The sequence below is a fragment of the Pseudomonas sp. LRF_L74 genome, from assembly GCF_965644255.1.
In the GTDB taxonomy this organism is placed as follows: Bacteria; Pseudomonadota; Gammaproteobacteria; order Pseudomonadales; family Pseudomonadaceae; genus Aquipseudomonas.
Genome location: NZ_CBFFRH010000014.1, coordinates 16,743 through 34,740 on the forward strand (window position 1 = coordinate 16,743; position 17,998 = coordinate 34,740).

Consider the following 17,998-nt stretch of genomic DNA (forward strand, 5'->3'; position numbering starts at 1 on the left):
AAGTGCCATCATGGTATGCAGTGTTCTTTCTATTTTTTATAAAATAAATAATTATTTAAAATCAATATGTTGCACATGCCGCTAGCATATCCCCGGTTATCGGATCGTCGACGCACCCTCCAGGGCGCCTCCAAAAATCTATTAGAGCCCAGAGAATCCAGCGCATTCTTGGACTGTTGCCGAAAAAGGGGGGAAAACATTGAAAGGCATGGGTCTGAGAACTACTCATACAGCCAGGGCAGACGGTCTTTTTGCCTGCGTTCGAAAGCCCGGATATGTGCTTGTCGCAGCAGGGTGACGCCGATCGGGTCGAGGCCCGCGAGCAGGCGTTGCCGGTCGGCGGCAGGGATGTCGAAGTGCAGGCGTTCTCCACAGGGTGTTTCCAGGTACTGCTCGCTCAGGTACACGCTCAGGCGGTATCCAGGCGTATTCACGACATCCTGGGCCAGGCGCTCGATGTGCCCGGCTTCGAGGGGGATGGTCAGCAGCCCGTTGTTGACGCAGTTGCCACGGAATATATCGGCGAAACTTTCCCCGATGATCACCGCGAAGCCGTATTCCCTGAGGCTCCACACCGCATGCTCGCGGGATGAGCCGCAGCCGAAGTTGCTGCGCGTCAGCAGGATGGAGGCGCCCTGGTAGCGGGGCTGGTTGAGTTCGAAGTCCGGGTTCCTAGGTCGCTCCGAGCAATCCATGCCGGGTTCGCCCCGGTCCAGGTAGCGCCACTCGTCGAAGGCGTGGGGGCCATAGCCGTCGCGGGTGATCATCTTCATGAATTGCTTGGGCAGGATGGCGTCGGTGTCGACATTGTCACGGTCGAGCAGGGCGACCAGGCCGTGGTGATGGTCGATCGGGCGTATCACAGCAGCGTCCTCACATCGCTCAGGTAGCCGCTCAGGGCGGCGGCAGCGGCCATGGCCGGGCTCAGCAGGTGGCTGCGGCCTCCCGAGCCCTGGCGGCCTTCGAAGTTGCGGTTGGAAGTCGAGGCACAGCGTTCGCCGGGGGCCAGGCGATCGTCGTTCATGCCCAGGCACATGGAGCAGCCGGGGTTGCGCCATTCGAAGCCGGCATCGCGGAATATCCGGTCCAGCCCTTCTGCCTCGGCCTGGCGCTTGACCGCGCCGGAGCCTGGAACCACCAGTGCCTGGCGCAGGCGCCCGGCGATACGGCGGCCCTTGACGAGGGTGGCGGCCACCCGCAGGTCCTCGATCCGCGAGTTGGTGCAGGAGCCGATGAATACCTTGTCGATGGCGATCTCGCCGATGGGCGTGCCTGGCTCCAGCGCCATGTAGCGCAGGGCCCGCTCCAGGCCGAGGCGGCGAAACGGGTCGGCTTCGTCGGCAGGATCGGGAACCCGGCCGTCCACGTTGACCGCCATGTCCGGGCTGGTGCCCCAGGTGACCAGCGGGCGCAGCCTGCTGGCATTGATCAGCAACTCGCGGTCATAGCGCGCCCCAGGGTCGGCGTGCAGGCCGCGCCAGTAGGCGACGGCGCGGGGCCAGTGCGCGCCCTGCGGCGCCAGGGGACGGCCACGCAGGTAGTCCAGCGTGGTGTCGTCGACCCCGACCAGCCCCGAGCGAGCCCCGGCCTCGATGGCCATGTTGCACAGGGTCATGCGCCCTTCCATGCTCAGCCCACGCACGGTGCTGCCGGAAAACTCGATGACATGCCCGCTGGCGCCGGCGCTGCCAAGTCGCTTGACCACCTCCAGCGCCAGGTCCTTGGCATAGACGCCAGCCGGCAGCTCGCCGTCGATGCGCACCGCCAGGGTTTTCGCACGGCGCATCGGCAGGGTCTGGGTGGCCAGTACATGCTCGACCTCGGAGGTGCCGATACCGAATGCCAGCGCGGCGAAGGCGCCGTGGGTCGAGGTGTGCGAGTCGCCGCAGACGATGGTCATGCCGGGCTGGGTGGCGCCCAGCTCGGGGCCGATCACATGCACGATGCCCTGGCCCGGGTCGCGGTGGGGGAACCAGGCCAGCGCGCCGCTCGCATCGATATTGCGCTGCAAGGCCGCGACCTGGGCACGTGCCAGCGGGTCGTCGATCATCGGCGTGTCAGCGGTGGGGACGTTGTGGTCGGCCGTGGCGATGATGCTGCCGGCGCGCCAGGGCTGGCGGGCGGCGGCCCGCAAGCCATCGAACGCCTGCGGACTGGTGACCTCGTTGATCAGGTGCCGGTCGATGTAGAGCAGGGCCTGGTCATCGTCGTCCTGCTGGACGACGTGGCTGTCCCAGAGCTTGTCGTACAGTGTCCTCGGCGCGCTCATGCTGTCAGGCTCGCTTCTGCTTCTGGCCTTGCAGTGTGTTGCGCAGTTCCTGGTCGTATTCGCCGAGGCGCGGCGGGGCGCTTACCGTGAGCTGGCGCTGGCGGTCGAAACTGACCGGCGAGCGCACCGTGCGCCACTGGCCGCCATCCGGATGATCGCCCGCGATGGCCAGTTGCAGGTGCCTGGCCTGCGGGTCTTCGAGGGCCTCGCTGCTGTCGTACATGGGCGCGTGGGGTACGTCTTCATGTTCCAGGCGTCGGCACCACTCGCTGCGCGTCTGGCCCGCGAAGCGTTCGCTGAGCAGGGTAATGAGCTGTTCCTGGTGCTCGATACGCGCTTCGCGGCTGGCGAAACGCGGGTCCTGGAACAGCTCGGGCATTTCTATGGCATTGGCCAGGCCCTGCCAGAATTTCTCCGGCGAGGACATGTGCAGGGCGATCCATTTGCCATCTCCGCATTCGAGGACATAGGACTGGGAAACGCTGGGGCGACTGTAGGGGGTCATGACCTCGCCCTCGGAAAAGTAATGGGTGAAGGCGTCGAGGTTGAAGTGGCACATGGACTCCAGCATGGACACCTCGACCAGCCGCCCGATACCGGTCCGATGCCGCTCATGCAGGGCGCCGAGGATGCCGTAGGCAGCGTAGAAACCGGTGATCGAGTCGGCCAGCGCCGGGCCGACCACCCGTGGGTTAGCCGGGTTGATCAGCAGGTTGAGGAAGCCGCTGGCCGCCTGCGCCACGGTGTCGTAGGCCGGGCGTCCGGCCGCCGGGCCATCCTGGCCGAAGCCGCTGATGGCGCAGTAGATCAGGCGCGGGTTGAGGGCGCGCAGGCGCTCCTCGCCCGCGCCCAGGCGTTCGGCGGCACCCGGGCGGAAGTTGTGGATATAGACGTCGGCGCTCTGGATCAACTGGTCGAACAGCTCGCGGTCGGCCGGGTCCTTGGTGTTCAGCGTGACGCTGCGCTTGTTGCGGTTGTAGGTCTGGAAGTGCGGGCTGTAGAGGCCGCCCTTGAACGCCCGGAACGGGTCGCCCTGGCCGGGTTGCTCGACCTTGATGACCTCGGCGCCGAGGTCGGCCAGCAGCATGCTGGCGTTGGGGCCGGTGATGAACGTGCCTTGTTCGATGACGCGCACGCCAGAGAGAACGTTGGCCATGCTGAAGTGCTCCTGTGTGGTGGATCGGGATGGCTCAGGCGTCGGCTTCGAAGCCCTGTGGCGTTTTTCCGGTGTATTCCGTGTTGCGGCTGGCCTGGTAGGACAGGGCGAAGCCGATCGGCTGGCTGATTTCTTCGAACAGGTGGGCGATCAGGCCGGCGCTGCGCGCCAGGATCGGTATGCCGCGCAGGGCGCGCAGCGGGTAGCCGGCGCCGAGCAGCACGGCGGGAATGGCGGCCGAGACGTTCAGGCGCAAGTCCTTGCCGATGACCTGGGGGATGGCGCGCTCCACGGCTTCGGCGATGGCGATGTAGTCCTGGCTTGCACCGGATTCGGCAGATACCGCGAACAGGGCGGCGACGCGCGGGTCGCGTTCCTTATGCAGCGGATGACCGTAGCCGGGGATCGGTTGGCGAGCCTCTCGGGACTCGCGAACCAGTGCCAGGGCTGCTTCGTCGAGGCTGCCGCCCTGGTCGGCCTGGCGCTGGCGCACCCGTTCGAACAACTGGCCGGCCTGTTCCGCCGCGCCGAGGATCACCGAGCCGCAGCCGAGCAGGCCGGCGGCTACCGCGCCCTGCATGGCTTCCGGCGAGGCGGCGTAGGTCATGCGTGCGGCCTGCACGCTGGGTACCAGCCCGTGCTCGGTGATGGCGACCAGGGTGGCGTCGAGCACGGCCAGGGTGGCGGGAGAGGCTTTCTCGCCGGTCAGCAGCAGGTAGAAATACTCGCTGAAGCTCAGCTTGCCGATTGCCTCCCGGCAGAGGTCGAGCCCGCGCACGACGATGGTGTCCTGATTCGAGGTGCAGATCGCCGTACGCGGCACCGTTTCCTTGCCAATTTTCATGTAGTGGTCTCTCTCGGTGGGGCGGCTGCGGAGACGGTCTGCCGTGGGATCGCAGGGCCGGGAGCCGCTTTTCGTTGGGTAGGTTCAGCCTAGAGGCTGGTTAAATCGCTTAGAAGTGATAAATTTCCATGAAAACAATCGATGTCATCACTGGTGAACGCCATGGAACTTCGTCATCTGCGCTACTTCGCGGCCCTGGCCGAAACCCTGAACTTCACCCGGGCGGCGGATAAGTGCCATGTCACGCAATCGACGTTGTCGCACCAGATCAAGCAACTGGAAGATGAACTCAAGGCGCCGCTGTTCGACCGGGTTGGCAAGCGGGTCTTCATCACCGAGGCGGGGGATGCCCTGCTGAGCCGTATCCTGCCGGCACTGGAGCAGATCGACGGGGCGGTGAAGGTGTTGCACGACAAGCCGGAGGCGCTCAGCGGGCAAGTGCGCATCGGGGCGACCCATAGTTTCAACACCCATCTGGTGCCCCAGTGCGTGGCCCGTTTCCTCGATCGTTATCCGAGCCTGCAGGTCACGGTGGAGGAGCTTTCGCAGAGCGGTATCGTCGAGCGCCTGCAATCCGGTGACCTCGACCTGGGCATCGCCTATCGCCCGCTGGAGGCACACGACCTCTGGTTCGAGCCGCTGTACAACGAGGAACTGGTGCTGGTGGTGGCGGACTGGCACCCCTTCGCTTCGCGCAAGCGTGTACGCATGGTCGAGTTGCACAACCTGCGCATGACGCTGCTGCCGTCGCTGTTCTCCACGCGGCAGTTGCTCGACGAATATTTCCGCGCGGCGGGGGCCAGGCCGCAGGTGGTGGTGGAACTGAACTCCATCGCGCCGATGATCGAGCTGATTCGCCAGACGGAGTTGGCCGGCATCGTCGGCGAAACCGCCATCGCCGACACCACCGGCCTGAGCGTGGTGCCGTTGGAGAGCCCGACGCCGATCCGCACGCCAGGCCTGCTCTGGCTGCGCGGTGCGGCGGGTGCGACTGCCAGCCGGGAGTTCGCCAGGGAAGTGCGCCGAGTCCTCAGCCGCAATGAGGATGAACTCGACTGAGGCCCCGAGTACCTGGGTCCCCGCCTTCGCGAGGACGACGGCGGTAAGGTCGCGATGGCCTCCAAACTACCAATAGGCATTCCCCGTTTCCCGTCATTCCCGCGCAGGCGGGAATCCAAGCGATAGCCGCGACACCGCGTACCTTGGGCGGGGACGACGGCGGTAAGGTTGCGATGGCGTCCAAACTACCAATAGGCATTCCCCATTTCCCGTCATTCCCGCGCAGGCGGGAATCCAAGCGATAGCCGCGACACCGCGCACCTTGGGTGGGGACGGCGGCGGTAAGGTTGCGATGGCGTCCAAACTACCAATAGGCATTCCCCATTTCCCGTCATTCCCGCGCAGGCGGGAATCCATGCGATAGCCGCGACACCGCGTACCTTGGGTGGGGACGACGGAGGTAAGGTTGCGATGGCCTCCAAAGTTCCGACAGACACTCCCCATTTCCCGTCATTCCCGCGTAGGCGGGAATCCACGCGAGGGCGGTAGCACCACCGGTCAGGCGCTACCCGGCACGTTGAAAGGCATGCCTCTTACAACGGGAAGGTGAACTGCAGCCAAAGCCGGTCGCCTTCGGTGCGGTTGCGCGAGGCGACTTCACGCTGGTACTTGACCACCGCCGCCACGCCCGGCTTGAAGGTGTAGCGCACCTGTGGCCCCCAGGCCGCGCCGCGTACCCGGTTGCCGTCGAGGTAGGTCGCGCCGTCGAGCCGGTCGTCCGCCATCTGCTTGAAGTAGAAGCCTTGCAGGCCGACCTGCAGCTTGTCGTTGAGCGAGTAGGCCAGCAACTGCTCGTAGTGCAGGGTCCAGCCGGAGCGATAATCGGTGTCGCGGTTGCGGCTGTTGAGGGCGGCGGAGAGCGTCCCGCCGATTTCCAGGGCCGGGTTGGCGAACCAGGTCCAGCCATAGTTGGGCTGCCAGGAGTAGTAATGGACAGCGGCATTGGCCAGCCGGTCGGACTGGTAGGAGCCGTTCGGGATATCGAAGTCCAGCGGGGCGATCTGCTGGAAGAAGGTGTGGCTGTCGTTGTGGGTGCCGATGATCAGGGGCTTGAAGCTGAGGTTGCCGACGGCGCTGGTGGTGCTTTTCTGGCCGCCGATGCGCAGCGAGATGTCGGCGACCGGCAAGACCAGTCCAGAGACCAGGTGGGTATTGCCCCAGGTCTTGTCCCAGCCATGGTCGATGCGCAGGGCGTTGACGAAGATATCGGCGCCGACGGGCACGGCGGAGGTGCGGCCGTCGCCATCTTTCAGGCGGTCGGCGCGGTAGTACAGGGTGTAGTTGTAGAGCCGGTTTTCGCCGGGCTGGGTGGCGACGCCGTTGAGTACGGTGTTGACGCCGATGGGCCAGGAGATATTGCCGTTCTCGGCGGCCTGTGCGCTCGCGCAGCAGAGCATGCCGAGCAGCAGTTGATGGGCGAGACCTGTCGTTGTTGTTTTCATGAGGTGGCTCTCTGGTCGTTTTCTCGGGGTGAGCGCTGGCCTCCCGTGTTGGTGGCGGGATGGCAAGGATCGAGGGGGTACGGCACGCGGCCCCGGGTGCGGCGGGTGCCCCGGTTTCGCTGTCAGGTGCGCATGGCGCACCCGACAGGCTGATGGGTCTTCATAAGTCGAGGACCAATCGTGGCGAGCGTGCTCGCGAACAGCACAGCGTGATATGGCTATTCGCGGCCTGCTCCGCCGCCGTCTGGAAGTAGTCGCGGTGGTCGGCCTCGCCCTCCAGCAGGCCGGTCAGGCAAGCGCCACAGACACCCTGCTCGCAGGACAACTCGATAGCGACACCGGCCTCCTGCAGCACCTGGGCGATGCTCTTGTCCGCCGGTACCTGCAGTACCTGCCCGCTGCGCGCCAGGCTTATTTCGAAACTTTCCTCGGCGCCGCTCGCCGCTTGCGGCTGGGCGCTGAAAAACTCACGGTGCAGTTGGGCCTGGGCAAAGCCGAGCTGGCTCGCGTTGTCCAGCACATGGTCGATGAAACCCTGCGGGCCGCAGACGTAGAGATGGGCGCTGGGGTCGCTGGCCTGCAGGATCGCGCGGATGTCGAAGCGCACCTGTTCGGGACGATCGTTGAAGTACAGCGATACCCGCTCGCGGTAGGGGGCGTCCTGGATGCGCTGGTAGAAGGCGCAACGCTCCTGGCTGCGGGCACAGTAGTGCATCTCGAAGTCGCTGCCGGTACGGGTCAGCGATTCGGCCATGCACAGGATCGGCGTCACGCCAATGCCGCCGGCGATCAGGATCGTGCGCTGGGCTTTGTCCTCCAGGGCGAAATGATTGCGTGGCGGGCTGATGCGCAGTGTCTGCCGCGGCGCGATCCGCTCATGCACCTGCGCCGAGCCGCCCCGCGACGATGGATCGCGCAGTACGGCGATCTGGTAGTGCTCACGCTGATCGGGTGGGTTGCACAGGGAGTACTGGCGTATCAGCCCCGGTTCGATTTCCACGTCGATATGAGCGCCCGCGCTGAAGGCGGGCAGGGTGCTGCCGTCGGCCGACACCAGCTCCAGGGAGACGACGTCCAGCGCCTCGGCCTGCTTGGCGGCCACCGTTACGGTTATCCAGGCGTCTGTCATGCTGTTCACCTCTCTTCAAGGCCTGGGCGGCGTTGGCCGCCCCAGGCGATATTCACGCCGTCAGGTTGGCGACGGGAATCTGTTCGGAGCGGATCAGCGCTTCCATGCTGCGCCGGACCTTGACCGACGTGATGTCGCCCTTGGCCAGGAAGTCCTTGAACTGCCGGTCGCCGCTTTTCTGCAACATGGCTTCCAGCGCCTCCACCGCGTCGACGTCCTGTTGCAGCACGGCGGCGAATGCGCCGTTGATGATCTCGGTGACACGCGGATCGTCGATGGCGAAGTCACGCGAATAGGCGACGAAGTAGTGGGTTTCGTTCTGCGTGGCCGGCGTGACGGCATGGTGCACGCGGTAGGAACCCAGCTCGCGTCCTGGCTCGCCGTCGCGCTTCTCGTGGGCGAGAAAGACTTCCGCCGCCAGGTGCAGGCAGGGCAGGAAGAACTCCATGGACATCAGCCGGTCGATCGGCTTGTGGTAGCCGAGGATGTCGGAGAAGAACCCGGTCGGCTCCTGGTTGTACATGGCGCGCTCGTCGCGGAACCACAGGCCTTCGCCCTGGACCTCGAACTCGGTCGCGGCGACATCGTCGACGCCGATGATGCCGGGGTGCAGGAAGGTCAGGTGCGACAGGTCGCAGAGGTTTTCGTGCATCAGCTGGTGGCGGGTCTTGAGCAGGTGCGTTGCCGCCTGCACCGCCAGCCAGCCGGGCGCGGTCAGCTTGAGTGCGTCGTGGTCCGGGATCAGCGCCTCGTCGGCCAGGGCCGGGTCGCCCATCCAGATCCAGAACCAGTTCCAGCGCTCGGCCACGGGGTAGGCGGCGATGCGGCAGGAGGAGGGGATGTTCGCCTGGGTGGGAATGCGTGTGCAGGCGCCATCGGTGCCGAAGGTGAAACCGTGGTAGCTGCATTCCAGGCTGTCGCCGATCACGTTGCCTTTCACCAGTGGGTACTGGCGGTGCGGGCAGCGACCATGCAGGGCGACGATCCGGCCGTCCTCCTTGCGGTAGAACACCACGGGCTCGTCGAGCAGCCAGCGCTCCATCGGCGTGCGGGTGACTTCGTTGCTCCAGCCGGCGACGTACCATTGGTTACGGGCGGCCCAGAGGCCTTCTGCATAGGGGTACATGGTGAATCCTCATCAGTCTCTTGTTGTTATGTCTGTCAGCTTCTCAGGCCGGAACCCAGCCCTTGCCACGGTGTGTGTTGTTGCCGGCGACGTCTTCTTCCTTGATCCACCTGGCCAGGTCGGCGTGGGCGGTGAGGGCCGACTGGGCCATCAGTTCGTCGCTTTCCGGCACCAGGGTGGTCAGTTCCACCTGCATGCCGTTGGGGTCGTGGAAGTAGATCGAGTAACAGTAGCCATGGTCGGTCTCGAAAGCCGATATGCCTTCGCGGGCCAGGCGCTCCTTGAACAGCAGCACGGTTTCCTTGCCCTGCACCGTCAGCGCGATGTGGTGGGCGAACGGATTGATGTCCTCGAAGCCGTTCACCGACTGTTCCCGGCAGGCGCTTTGCGACTTGAACTGGAAGAAGGCCAGGCAACTGCCGTCGTTCAGTTCGAAGAAGGTGTGCACGTAGTTGTCCGGCTGGCCGGTCACCGGGTTGACGCGTTCCACCCAGGTGCCGACCAGCGGCATGCCGAGAATGTCTTCGTAGAAGTGGCGCGTGGCCTCCATGTCCTTGGCCAGGAAGGCATGGTGATGCAGGCGGCCGACACGGTTGGCCAGGCGTTTGCGGGCGATTTCAACGGTTTCATCGGCTGGGTTGCCGAGGGCTGTCTGGGTCATGTCATTGTCCTCTTTTATTGTTGGTCGACGTGAAGAACCTGGTGGTGAGGCTAGGACGCCGGGGCGCGCAGGCAGCGCTGGAGCCAGGCTCGCATGGCCTCGTTGACCGCTTCGGGGCGTTCCAGGGTGAGCATGTGGCCGCAGCGTTGGATGATCTCCAGCCGGCAGTCGGGCAGGCGCTGGGCCATGTCGCGGTGTGCCTGGGGCGGGCGGATGCGATCCTCGCTCCCGGCCAGCAGCAGGGTCGGCATGTGCAGCGTGGGCAGCAGCTCGCTGGCGTCGGGGCGGTTGGCGCCCGCATCGATGTGCGCGGCCAGTTGCTCGGGCGAGTGCTCGGCGATCATCGCCAGGATTTCCGAGGTCAGTGCTGTATCGCCCTGGCGCTCCTGCGGCAGCAGGTGCGGTAGCCAGTCTTCGGCCATGCGTTGCATACCATGGCGGTTGGCCGTGTCCAGCAGCGCCATGCGCCCTGCCTGCTCCTGGCGACCTTGCTCGCCGGGTGGGCTGGCGCGGTGTTCGGTGCCGATCAGGCACAGACCGAGTACGCGCTGCGGTGCCTGCCGGGCGACTTCCATCGCGACCCGGGCGCCCATGGAGTGCCCGGCCAGGTAGAAGTGGGTCGGTGCCTGGGCCAGTACGTGCCTGGCCATGCCGTCGAGGGAGCGGGCCAGGCCGTAGTCGATCACGCACGGCTCGGCCAGATCGGCGAGACCTTCGATCTGCGCGCTCCAGGCGCGATGGTTGCAAACCATGCCGGGCAGCAGGAGCAGGACGGGGCGTTGGACGCCGGGTTCTGCATGCCGTGCAGAAAGAGGGGATAACCTCATGATGCGCTCCACTATTGTTTTTAGTCGGGAGTTGGTTGCGCTTGCTTGAGGGTCAAAATAGGCCGATGGAGCGATGTTTGAAAATGATTATGCTCCATGAAAATAATCGATACGCTCACTGATAGGTTCCGCATACGCCTGTCGCAATCGAAAGAGTATGTGTCCGCACAGCTCCTTCGCAGCGACTGCAAAGCAGCGCCTCTGGGGCGTTCAGTGAGTGATCTCGATGGCGTTTCCGAAAGCCTATTACCACGGGGCGGTCGCCATCCATTGGCAATGGCTTGGAGGTACTTGGCCCGGCGTGCGGCCGCGTCAGGGTTGGTGTGGACGGGATGTCGAGGTGGCCGGGGCATTCGCCTGAGCAAAACAGTCGCCGGCGATTCTCCCTTGCGTGCCGGTATTGCGCCCAACCCTCGGCGGGTGTCGGCTCTGCGGCCAGTCCTCATCGATACACCGACCCGAACGCTCATGGGATCGGACCGGGACGCTCAACTGCGGATGTCGTCGCCCAGTGCGTTGAGGTTGCGCCGGCAAGCGCAAGCCGTGGCGGCTCGTCACGTTCGGGGGCTGAACTCTTTTTTGATCGTCTCTGCCACTTCTTCGATGGCGGCGTGCAATCCACTCTGGATGACCGGTGTCACCATCCAGATCCGGTTGTTCAGCTTGAAGTCGGCCAGCTCGATTATGCCCAGCCGGGCACGATGGGGGTTCAGTTCGAGCAGGTGGCGTGGCACCAGGCCCAAGCCAAGGCCGGCTGCGACCAGTTCCAGCTGCATGTCGCTGTTGAGCACATCCACGTTCAGTGTCAGCGGCAGGCTCTGGCTGGTGAGCGCCGCCTCCAGGCTGCTGCGCATGCCGCACTCGCGGGGGTTCAGTACCCAGCCGCGCGAGTAGATTTCGCGCAGGTGGTAGGGCCGTTCTTCGAATTCGCCCAGGGGGGCGACAACGCACATTTCCAGATCGGCGAGCAACTCGCCGGTAACGGACGGGGGCAGGGTGCTGATTTGCGGCTGGACGGCCAGGGCGGCGTCCAGTTCGCCATTCTCCACCCGGCTGATCAGCGTCGAGCTCCAGCCTGGGGTGACTTGGACCCGCAAATTGGGGTAATGCTGTTTGACCCCCAGGATGCTCTGAACCAAGGGGCTTCCATTGATGATGAATGGCGCCCCGAGGCGCAGTACGCCAGAAGGGACTGCCGTGTGTGCGACCATGCTCTTGAGCACCTGCATTTCGCGGAGTATCTGCCGGCACTGGTCGTAGATCGCCAGGCCGGCGGGAGAGGGCTTGAGCGGCTTGGTATGACGCTCGAGCAATTCGACGCCAAGGGTTTCCTCGAGGCTCTGGATACGGCGTGTGATCGCCGGCTGGCTGACCTGCAGGGCTTCCGCGGCGAGAATCAGCGAGCCATGCCGCACCACGGCGACGAAGGCCTGTACATCTTCGGTTTTCTGAACGCCATCCATAATGAGTCTTCTTGTCCGGTCCTCGCAGTCAGCCTTCGGCGACGTTGCGCAGGCTTGGTATGAGTTCACGCCCGAATAGCTCCAGCGAGCGCAGTGCCTGTTGCCCATGGGGCAGGCGGTTGATCTGGAAGATCGCGTTGAGCACGCCAAAGCCGATTCTCGACTGGGCTTCGCGCAGCGCTTCACGGACCGTATCGGGCCCGCCATGAAAACGCAGCACCCGGCTGAATGGCTCGCCATCGGCTTCGCCCAGCCCCTCGCGCAGACGGCGGGTGGCGCGATTGCCGCCGGCCAGCGGATTGGGCAGCAGGCCCAGCTTGTAGCGGGCGATCTCGTCTTCGGCCTGGGCGTCGTTGTCGGCCAGATGCAGCTCGGCATGATAAACGATATGCCGGGCAGTCGGTGTCCAGCCGTGTACGGCAGATCGTTGCCGGTAGTGAGTGGCGAGCACGGCAGCGTCCTCGACCGTCTGATGGCCGATGGCGATGGACAGTTGGCTGCGGGCAGCGAACTCCACGGACTCCAGGGTATTGCCCGAGACCACGACCTTCTCCGCCGACAGCGGCTCGACCAGGCGTGGCCATACCGCCAGGGTGCGCTGGCGGAAGAAGCGGCCTTCCCAGCCAAAGGGCACGGGGGTTTTCCAGGCCTTGAGAATCAGCGCGGTGGCTTCCTCGAAGCGCGCCCGCGACTCTTGCGGGTTGATGCCGAAGGTCACCTGTTCGATCGGGTTGCCGCGCAGCAGGCCGATGACCAGGCGACCCTGGGTCAGGTTATCGAGGGTGGCGTACTCTTCGGCCACCCGCACCGGATCACGTCCCGGCAACAGGCTGCCGAGGATCGCCAGGCGCGCCCGGTAACCACGCTGGCTGAGCACGCTGGCGGCCAGCAGCGGGTTGGTCGAGAGAAACGGCTTGAAGTGATGCTCCGGAATGCTCAACCAGTCGAAGCCCAGCTCATCGGCCAGGTCGAAGGCCTGCAAGGTCCGCTCGAAGGATTTGCTCGCCAGGCCGGGTTCGTCACCCGTTGGTGATGCGGGCCAGCCAGTGGCACCTGGCGGTTTGTAGGCGAAACCGTTGAAGAAGGAAAATTTCACTGTGGGCTCCGGACGTCAGGGGTTGAGCAGCGTGCTGGCACGGTTGATCACGAAGCCTTCCTGGTAGCGAATGAAGTCGCCGACGACCTCGGCGAAGGCGGCCGGGCGCCGTTGCGCGATATCGGCGCCGGCGGCGTAGAGGTAGACCAGTTGCGCCTGCGGCCAGGCCTGCTTGTAGGCGTAGGCGCGCCGGGCTTGTTCGTCATCGTTCAGTTCGCTGCCATGCAGCAGCAGGGTGGCGACTTCGCCTCCCGCCAACGCATCGGCCTCAGGCTGTGCGCTGGCCTCCTCGAAGGGCGGTGGCGACAGCAGGACCAGGGCATGCACCTGGGCGGCATGGCGTTGCGCCAGGTCGATGGCGTGGCGGGCATGCTGCGTATCGCTGAGCAGCACGACAGGCGCGCGCGCATCGTCGAGCTGCCTGGCGGCCTGTTCGACACTCGGCGTCTGTAGCGGCCACTGTTCGGCCAGGGCACGCACGCCTTGCGGCAGCGTGTCGGGGTCATCGGTCAGGTACAGCAGGGGCACTGCCGGCGCTATGTGGGTCATGGCGATATCACTCGCTGTTCGAGGACTTCACGGGTCGTGGCCTGGTGCGCTTTCTGGCCACGCACCGTGTCCAGTATCTGGCCGGCGTCACCCGCGCTGCCGCGCCAGGCGACATGTTGATCGGGGCGAATCAGCGTCAATGGCGCCTGGTAGTGTTTCAGCAGCGTGGCCAGGTCGGTTTCGCCGGGAACCAGGACCGTCAGTGGGATGTTGCGCAGACGGGCCTGTTCGATGAAGGCATCGACCTGCTCCTGCGCGGCACCGAGGGCGAGCAGGGTGAGGCCGCTGCCCAGGTGGTCGTACAGCGGCGAATCATCGTGCAGGCGCACCAGGGGCGCGCGATGCCCAGGCTTGGCCGACGCGCTGTAGCGGGTTTCGCTCCAGGGCTCGGCCTCGCTGCCATCGTCGATCACCACGGGCGAGTCGCTGTAGCGCACGTCCAGCACCACGCCATGGGTGTTCCATTCGGCGAAGGTATGTTGGTAGAGCTGCTCCGACAGGGCACGGCGCTCGGCCGCATGCGCGTCGCTGTTGAGCAATGCGCGGCCGCTGTCGGCGCGCACGACGTTTTCCATCCGCGGCCAGCCGCTGGAAATGCCATCCGAAGACAAGCCGGTCAGCCAGCCGACCGGACGCCGCTCGATGTCATAGGAGTCGAGCAGCGCCTCGCCGCCCCAGCCTTGCAGCACGGCGGCCAGTTTCCAGGACAGGTTGACCACGTCGCCGATGCCCAGGTTCTGGTTGTGGCCCCCCGTTGGCGGGAACAGGTGCGCGGCATCGCCCGCGACGAACACGCGCCCCTTGCGATAGGTCTGGGCGATGCGCACCTGGCGGCGATAGCGGGTCAGGGAGTCGAGACGCAGGGCGATGTCTTCGCCGAACAGCGCATGCGCCGTGGCCAGCACTTCGTCTTCGCTTGGCGGCTCTTCTCCACGTCCGCGCAGGGTGAAGCGCCAGCGGTCCTCGCTGACCGGCGAGGTGCCCGAGACGATGTCCGGGTTGGCCACCACCAGGTAGCCGGAGAAGTCATAGCGCAGGCGCTGGAACAGCTCGGAACTGTTGGTGTCGAGCAACTGCACGATCGCCGCGTAGATCCAACTGACCCCGGCGTTGTTGCTTTCGCGCAGAATGCCGACGGCCTTGCCGACCGGGCTCTGGGCGCCATCGCAGGCGACGACGAAGCGCGCGTTTACCGAACGCAGTGCACCGCTGTTCAGGTCCTTTATCCGCACCTCTACCGAATCCGCATGCGCGTGCAGCGATTCGAACTCATGCCCCAGCCAGTGCTCCACGCCCAGTTCCAGGGCGCGCTCACGCAGCAGCCGGTGCACCTTGGGCTGGTTGACGCTGACCGACGGTTCGGCGGCGATGTCCCAGTGTTCGTCGCGGGTACGACCGTAATTGAATGGATGGGCGCCCCAGGCGCGGCCAAGGATCGACTCGACGAAGGTGACGTTGCGCCCGCCAGTGGGCACGCGCTGGGCATTGGCGCCGGTCTTCACCGCCGTGGCCAGGCCATGCAGGCGCTCGGCGATGCCCCAGCGGCGGTAGTGTTCGACGGTGCGCATGTTGACGTTGCCGCCACGCGGGTGATCGTCGGGAATCTCCTCGAGGCGTTCTACCAGTAGCGCCTCGACGCCACGTCCGCGCAAGTCGAGGGCCAGGGCGGTGCCCACTGGGCCTGCGCCTACGATCAATACATCCACCTGGCGCTGCGGGTGTGCAGCCTCCGCTTTCAACTCGCTCATGACTTCCTCGATACGTGCCGGCATGCGCCGCGTTCAGTGATCGGGGCGAGGATAGAGGTCGGTTAAATATACGCAAATATCATTTTAGAATATTCATATATAACCGCTAATGTTTTTTAGGCGGGCTTTTAGTCAAAATAAAATCGACTTATAAGAATATAATCTTATATAAAAATAATATTTGCGAATAATTATGCTGCGGTTAATGTATGCCGACATCGTCCCGAGCGGCCGATTCCTCTTTTGACCGACGGTTTCGGAGAACCCCGTGAGTACAGCGCACCCGAGCGAGCAACATGACCTTATTCCCGTTCTGGTCGTTGGAGGCGGGCCGGTGGGCACCGCCCTGGCGCTGGAGCTGGCGCTGCGCGGGCAGCGGCCGGTGGTGATCGAGCGGCGCGAGGAGATCGAGCAGAACCACCCGCGCGGTGGCAACAACACCATGCGCACCGTCGAGCAGTATCGTCGCTGGGGGATTTCATCCGCTCTGCGCCAGGCGGCCATTTCCATCCGCAGCCAGGAGAACAGTGCGCTGACACCCAGTGCGGGCAGCAAGATTCTGTTCGCCAGCTCGATCTTCGGCGAATCGCTGGGCGTGCATGGCTTCGACTGGGGACGCATGGCGGAGCAGCACCAGGCGATCTCCTGCGAACCGTCGGTGAGCGTCAATCAGCCCAAGGCGCTGGCGATTCTGCGTCAGCGGGCCATCGAACTGGGCGTCGAGTTTCTGCTGGGCTGGGAACTGGTGACACTGGAGCAGTCCGCCGACCAGGTTGCCGTGCAGATACGCCACCACGACGGAACGCAAACCCGCGAACTGCACGCGCGTTATCTGGTGGGCTGCGACGGTGCCAACGGGCTGGTGCGACAGTCGCTGGGGATCGAACGCGACGGCATCGGCGAACCCAACCGTTTTGCCACCATGTGCATCGTACGTCTCAAGCAGCGCCGCAATGCCGAATTGTTCGCCAGCCTGCGCTACCGCATGGAAGGGTTTCTGGTGGTCGCCAACCCGCAGATCGTCAGTAACGCCTCGCCGGTGGACGACGAACGCTGGCGTTTCACCCTGTCCGATTTCGATCAGGGCCGGCCGGCGACCCACGAGGAAGCGCATGCCGCTGCCTTGGCGCTGTTCGGTGAATCCGTCGAGCTGGAGGTCGAGACGGTTTCGTCCTACCGCATCCAGGTGCGCATTGCCCGCCAGTACCGGCAGGGGCGTGCGTTCATCGCCGGCGATGCCGCGCACCTGTTCCCGCCAGCCGGCGGGCACAACCAGAACCTGGGCATCGGCGATGCCGTCAACCTGGGCTGGAAGCTGGCGGCGGTACTCGATGGCTGGGCCGGCGACGGATTGCTCGACTCCTACGATGAGGAGCGCCGGCCGACGGCCTGGCGCGTCGGCCAGTCGTCCTGGTTCAACTACAACGCCATGAGCCAGGCACGGGCGCTGATCCAGGCCAGCGGCATTCCGCTTGGTCAGGATGAAGAATCGGTGCAAACCCGCCAGGCACTCGGCGAGCACATCTACCGCCTCACCCAGCGGCAATGGAAAACCCATGGCGTGGTGCTGGACGTGCGTTACGAGGCGTCCTCGGTGGTGGTCGACGACGGCAGCCTGGCGCCGCAGTGGCAGCCCACCGAGTACCAGCCGTTCGCCAAGCCGGGGCATCGCGCGCCGCACCTGACGCTCGCCGACGGCGGTGTCTTGTACGACCGCCTGGGGCTGGGGTTCAGCCTGCTGATCCTGGACGATGGCGCCTCGAAACAGGCGGAGGAGCTGCTTGCCAGTGCCCGCCAACTGGAGATTCCACTGCAACGCGTAGCGCTGGCCGCCGAGCCCGGTGCGCGCGCGTTGTATGGCGCCAGCCTGGTGCTGGTTCGCCCTGACCAGCAGGTCGCCTGGCGCGGCGAGCGAATCGCTGATGCCGAGGCACTGTTGCTGACTATCACCGGTCGCGTCGCGGCCAGGCGCGCCACCATCCAGGTGGCGTGAAGACCCGAGGGCATTTACATGAAAATCGCATTGATCGGCGCCAGTGGCCGAGTGGGCCGCCGTTTGCTCGAAGAGGCACTCCTGCGTGGCCATCAGGTCACGGCCATCGCCCGTGATCCGGCACGTTTCGCCGAGGCGCGTGCCGGTGTGAGCTGGCAGCAGGGCGACACCACTGAGCCCCAGGCACTGGCCGAGCACCTGCGTGGGCATGACGTGGTGATCAGCTCGACGCGTTTTTCCTCGACCGCCCTGGACGACCTGTTGGCGGCCGTGCGCGCCAGCGGTGTCGGGCGCCTGCAGATCGTCGGCGGTGCCGGCAGCCTGGAAATCGCGCCGGGCCAGGCGCTGGTGGACAGCGCCGAGTTCCCGCCGGCGCACCATGGCGAAGCCTCCGCTGGTCGTGCGTTGCTCCAGCGTTTGCGCCAGGTCACGGACCTCGACTGGAGCTTTCTGTCGCCGTCCGCACTGTTCATCGAAGGCCAGCGCACCGGCACCTTCCAACTGGGCCATGACCAGTTGCTCCACGACCCCAACGGCAAGAGCTGGATCAGCTTCGAGGACTATGCCGTGGCGTTGCTGGATGAAACCGAACACCCAACCCACTCACGCCAGCGTTTCACCGTTGGCTACTGACAC

General features: G+C 65.1%; 16 protein-coding genes. 3 read left to right on the forward strand and 13 right to left on the reverse strand.

Annotated features, from left to right (window positions below; translation table 11 throughout):
* Positions 1-221 precede the first annotated feature (221 nt).
* From leuD to ACSZPK_RS25050, 4 genes are read right to left on the reverse strand one after another with little or no spacing between them, the layout of a single operon-like run.
* Entirely contained in the window at positions 222-860 is a 639-nt protein-coding gene (gene leuD, locus ACSZPK_RS25035) for a 3-isopropylmalate dehydratase small subunit (protein WP_437884400.1), read from the reverse strand.
* Positions 860-2,269: a 3-isopropylmalate dehydratase large subunit gene (gene leuC / locus ACSZPK_RS25040; RefSeq protein ID WP_437884333.1), complete on the reverse strand. Its 1,410-nt coding sequence runs from the start codon at positions 2,267-2,269 to the stop codon at positions 860-862. The genes leuD and leuC overlap by 1 nt, the downstream gene beginning before the upstream one ends.
* A gap of 4 nt (positions 2,270-2,273) precedes the next feature.
* The gene (locus ACSZPK_RS25045) at positions 2,274-3,425 is read right to left on the reverse strand and encodes a CaiB/BaiF CoA transferase family protein (RefSeq protein WP_437884334.1); all 1,152 of its coding nucleotides are present in this window, start codon (positions 3,423-3,425) and stop codon (positions 2,274-2,276) included.
* A gap of 34 nt (positions 3,426-3,459) precedes the next feature.
* Positions 3,460-4,269 (reverse strand): citryl-CoA lyase, encoded by an 810-nt coding sequence (locus tag ACSZPK_RS25050; RefSeq protein WP_437884335.1) that lies wholly within the window; start codon positions 4,267-4,269, stop codon positions 3,460-3,462.
* A 162-nt stretch (positions 4,270-4,431) separates the two neighbouring features.
* Here ACSZPK_RS25050 and ACSZPK_RS25055 point away from each other — a divergent pair, with 162 nt between their 5' ends.
* Positions 4,432-5,328 carry a LysR substrate-binding domain-containing protein gene (locus ACSZPK_RS25055; RefSeq protein WP_437884336.1) on the forward strand — a complete coding sequence of 299 codons (897 nt, stop codon included), beginning with the start codon at positions 4,432-4,434 and terminating at the stop codon, positions 5,326-5,328.
* A 533-nt stretch (positions 5,329-5,861) separates the two neighbouring features.
* On the opposite strand, the gene ACSZPK_RS25060 is transcribed toward ACSZPK_RS25055, so the two are convergent.
* The 9 genes from ACSZPK_RS25060 to ACSZPK_RS25100 form a co-directional block, all read right to left on the reverse strand.
* A complete protein-coding gene (locus ACSZPK_RS25060) occupies positions 5,862-6,770 on the reverse strand; it encodes a SphA family protein (RefSeq protein WP_437884337.1) in 909 nt (302 codons plus the stop codon).
* A 160-nt stretch (positions 6,771-6,930) separates the two neighbouring features.
* Positions 6,931-7,899, reverse strand: a complete 969-nt coding sequence (locus ACSZPK_RS25065; RefSeq protein ID WP_437884338.1) for a PDR/VanB family oxidoreductase — start codon at positions 7,897-7,899, stop codon at positions 6,931-6,933.
* 52 nt (positions 7,900-7,951) lie between these two features.
* A complete protein-coding gene (locus tag ACSZPK_RS25070) occupies positions 7,952-9,025 on the reverse strand; it encodes a Rieske 2Fe-2S domain-containing protein (protein ID WP_437884339.1) in 1,074 nt (357 codons plus the stop codon).
* A 43-nt stretch (positions 9,026-9,068) separates the two neighbouring features.
* Positions 9,069-9,686: a VOC family protein gene (locus ACSZPK_RS25075; RefSeq protein ID WP_437884340.1), complete on the reverse strand. Its 618-nt coding sequence runs from the start codon at positions 9,684-9,686 to the stop codon at positions 9,069-9,071.
* Between the two features lie 50 nt (positions 9,687-9,736).
* Positions 9,737-10,513 carry an alpha/beta fold hydrolase gene (locus ACSZPK_RS25080; RefSeq protein ID WP_437884341.1) on the reverse strand — a complete coding sequence of 259 codons (777 nt, stop codon included), beginning with the start codon at positions 10,511-10,513 and terminating at the stop codon, positions 9,737-9,739.
* Between the two features lie 554 nt (positions 10,514-11,067).
* Positions 11,068-11,976: a LysR family transcriptional regulator gene (locus ACSZPK_RS25085; RefSeq protein ID WP_437884342.1), complete on the reverse strand. Its 909-nt coding sequence runs from the start codon at positions 11,974-11,976 to the stop codon at positions 11,068-11,070.
* 28 nt (positions 11,977-12,004) lie between these two features.
* A complete protein-coding gene (locus tag ACSZPK_RS25090) occupies positions 12,005-13,072 on the reverse strand; it encodes an LLM class flavin-dependent oxidoreductase (protein ID WP_437884343.1) in 1,068 nt (355 codons plus the stop codon).
* 15 nt (positions 13,073-13,087) lie between these two features.
* Positions 13,088-13,621: an alpha/beta fold hydrolase gene (locus ACSZPK_RS25095; protein WP_437884344.1), complete on the reverse strand. Its 534-nt coding sequence runs from the start codon at positions 13,619-13,621 to the stop codon at positions 13,088-13,090.
* Positions 13,618-15,369: an FAD-dependent monooxygenase gene (locus ACSZPK_RS25100; protein ID WP_437884345.1), complete on the reverse strand. Its 1,752-nt coding sequence runs from the start codon at positions 15,367-15,369 to the stop codon at positions 13,618-13,620. The genes ACSZPK_RS25095 and ACSZPK_RS25100 overlap by 4 nt, the downstream gene beginning before the upstream one ends.
* Before the next feature lie 268 nt (positions 15,370-15,637).
* On the opposite strand from ACSZPK_RS25100, the gene ACSZPK_RS25105 reads away from it, so the two are divergent.
* The gene (locus ACSZPK_RS25105) at positions 15,638-17,362 is read left to right on the forward strand and encodes an FAD-dependent monooxygenase (protein WP_437884346.1); all 1,725 of its coding nucleotides are present in this window, start codon (positions 15,638-15,640) and stop codon (positions 17,360-17,362) included.
* An 18-nt stretch (positions 17,363-17,380) separates the two neighbouring features.
* Positions 17,381-17,995 carry an NAD(P)-dependent oxidoreductase gene (locus tag ACSZPK_RS25110; protein WP_437884347.1) on the forward strand — a complete coding sequence of 205 codons (615 nt, stop codon included), beginning with the start codon at positions 17,381-17,383 and terminating at the stop codon, positions 17,993-17,995.
* The last annotated feature ends 3 nt before the right edge of the window (positions 17,996-17,998 follow it).

Coding starts and splice junctions, on each gene's coding strand:
- ACSZPK_RS25050 (WP_437884335.1), bottom strand. CDS start 4,269: ATGAAAATTGGCAAGGAAACGGTGCCGCGTACGGCGATCTGCACCTCG.
- ACSZPK_RS25055 (WP_437884336.1), top strand. CDS start 4,432: ATGGAACTTCGTCATCTGCGCTACTTCGCGGCCCTGGCCGAAACCCTG.
- leuC (WP_437884333.1), bottom strand. CDS start 2,269: ATGAGCGCGCCGAGGACACTGTACGACAAGCTCTGGGACAGCCACGTC.
- ACSZPK_RS25100 (WP_437884345.1), bottom strand. CDS start 15,369: ATGAGCGAGTTGAAAGCGGAGGCTGCACACCCGCAGCGCCAGGTGGAT.
- ACSZPK_RS25045 (WP_437884334.1), bottom strand. CDS start 3,425: ATGGCCAACGTTCTCTCTGGCGTGCGCGTCATCGAACAAGGCACGTTC.
- ACSZPK_RS25095 (WP_437884344.1), bottom strand. CDS start 13,621: ATGACCCACATAGCGCCGGCAGTGCCCCTGCTGTACCTGACCGATGAC.
- ACSZPK_RS25060 (WP_437884337.1), bottom strand. CDS start 6,770: ATGAAAACAACAACGACAGGTCTCGCCCATCAACTGCTGCTCGGCATG.
- ACSZPK_RS25110 (WP_437884347.1), top strand. CDS start 17,381: ATGAAAATCGCATTGATCGGCGCCAGTGGCCGAGTGGGCCGCCGTTTG.
- ACSZPK_RS25085 (WP_437884342.1), bottom strand. CDS start 11,976: ATGGATGGCGTTCAGAAAACCGAAGATGTACAGGCCTTCGTCGCCGTG.
- ACSZPK_RS25080 (WP_437884341.1), bottom strand. CDS start 10,513: ATGAGGTTATCCCCTCTTTCTGCACGGCATGCAGAACCCGGCGTCCAA.
- ACSZPK_RS25065 (WP_437884338.1), bottom strand. CDS start 7,899: ATGACAGACGCCTGGATAACCGTAACGGTGGCCGCCAAGCAGGCCGAG.
- ACSZPK_RS25075 (WP_437884340.1), bottom strand. CDS start 9,686: ATGACCCAGACAGCCCTCGGCAACCCAGCCGATGAAACCGTTGAAATC.
- ACSZPK_RS25070 (WP_437884339.1), bottom strand. CDS start 9,025: ATGTACCCCTATGCAGAAGGCCTCTGGGCCGCCCGTAACCAATGGTAC.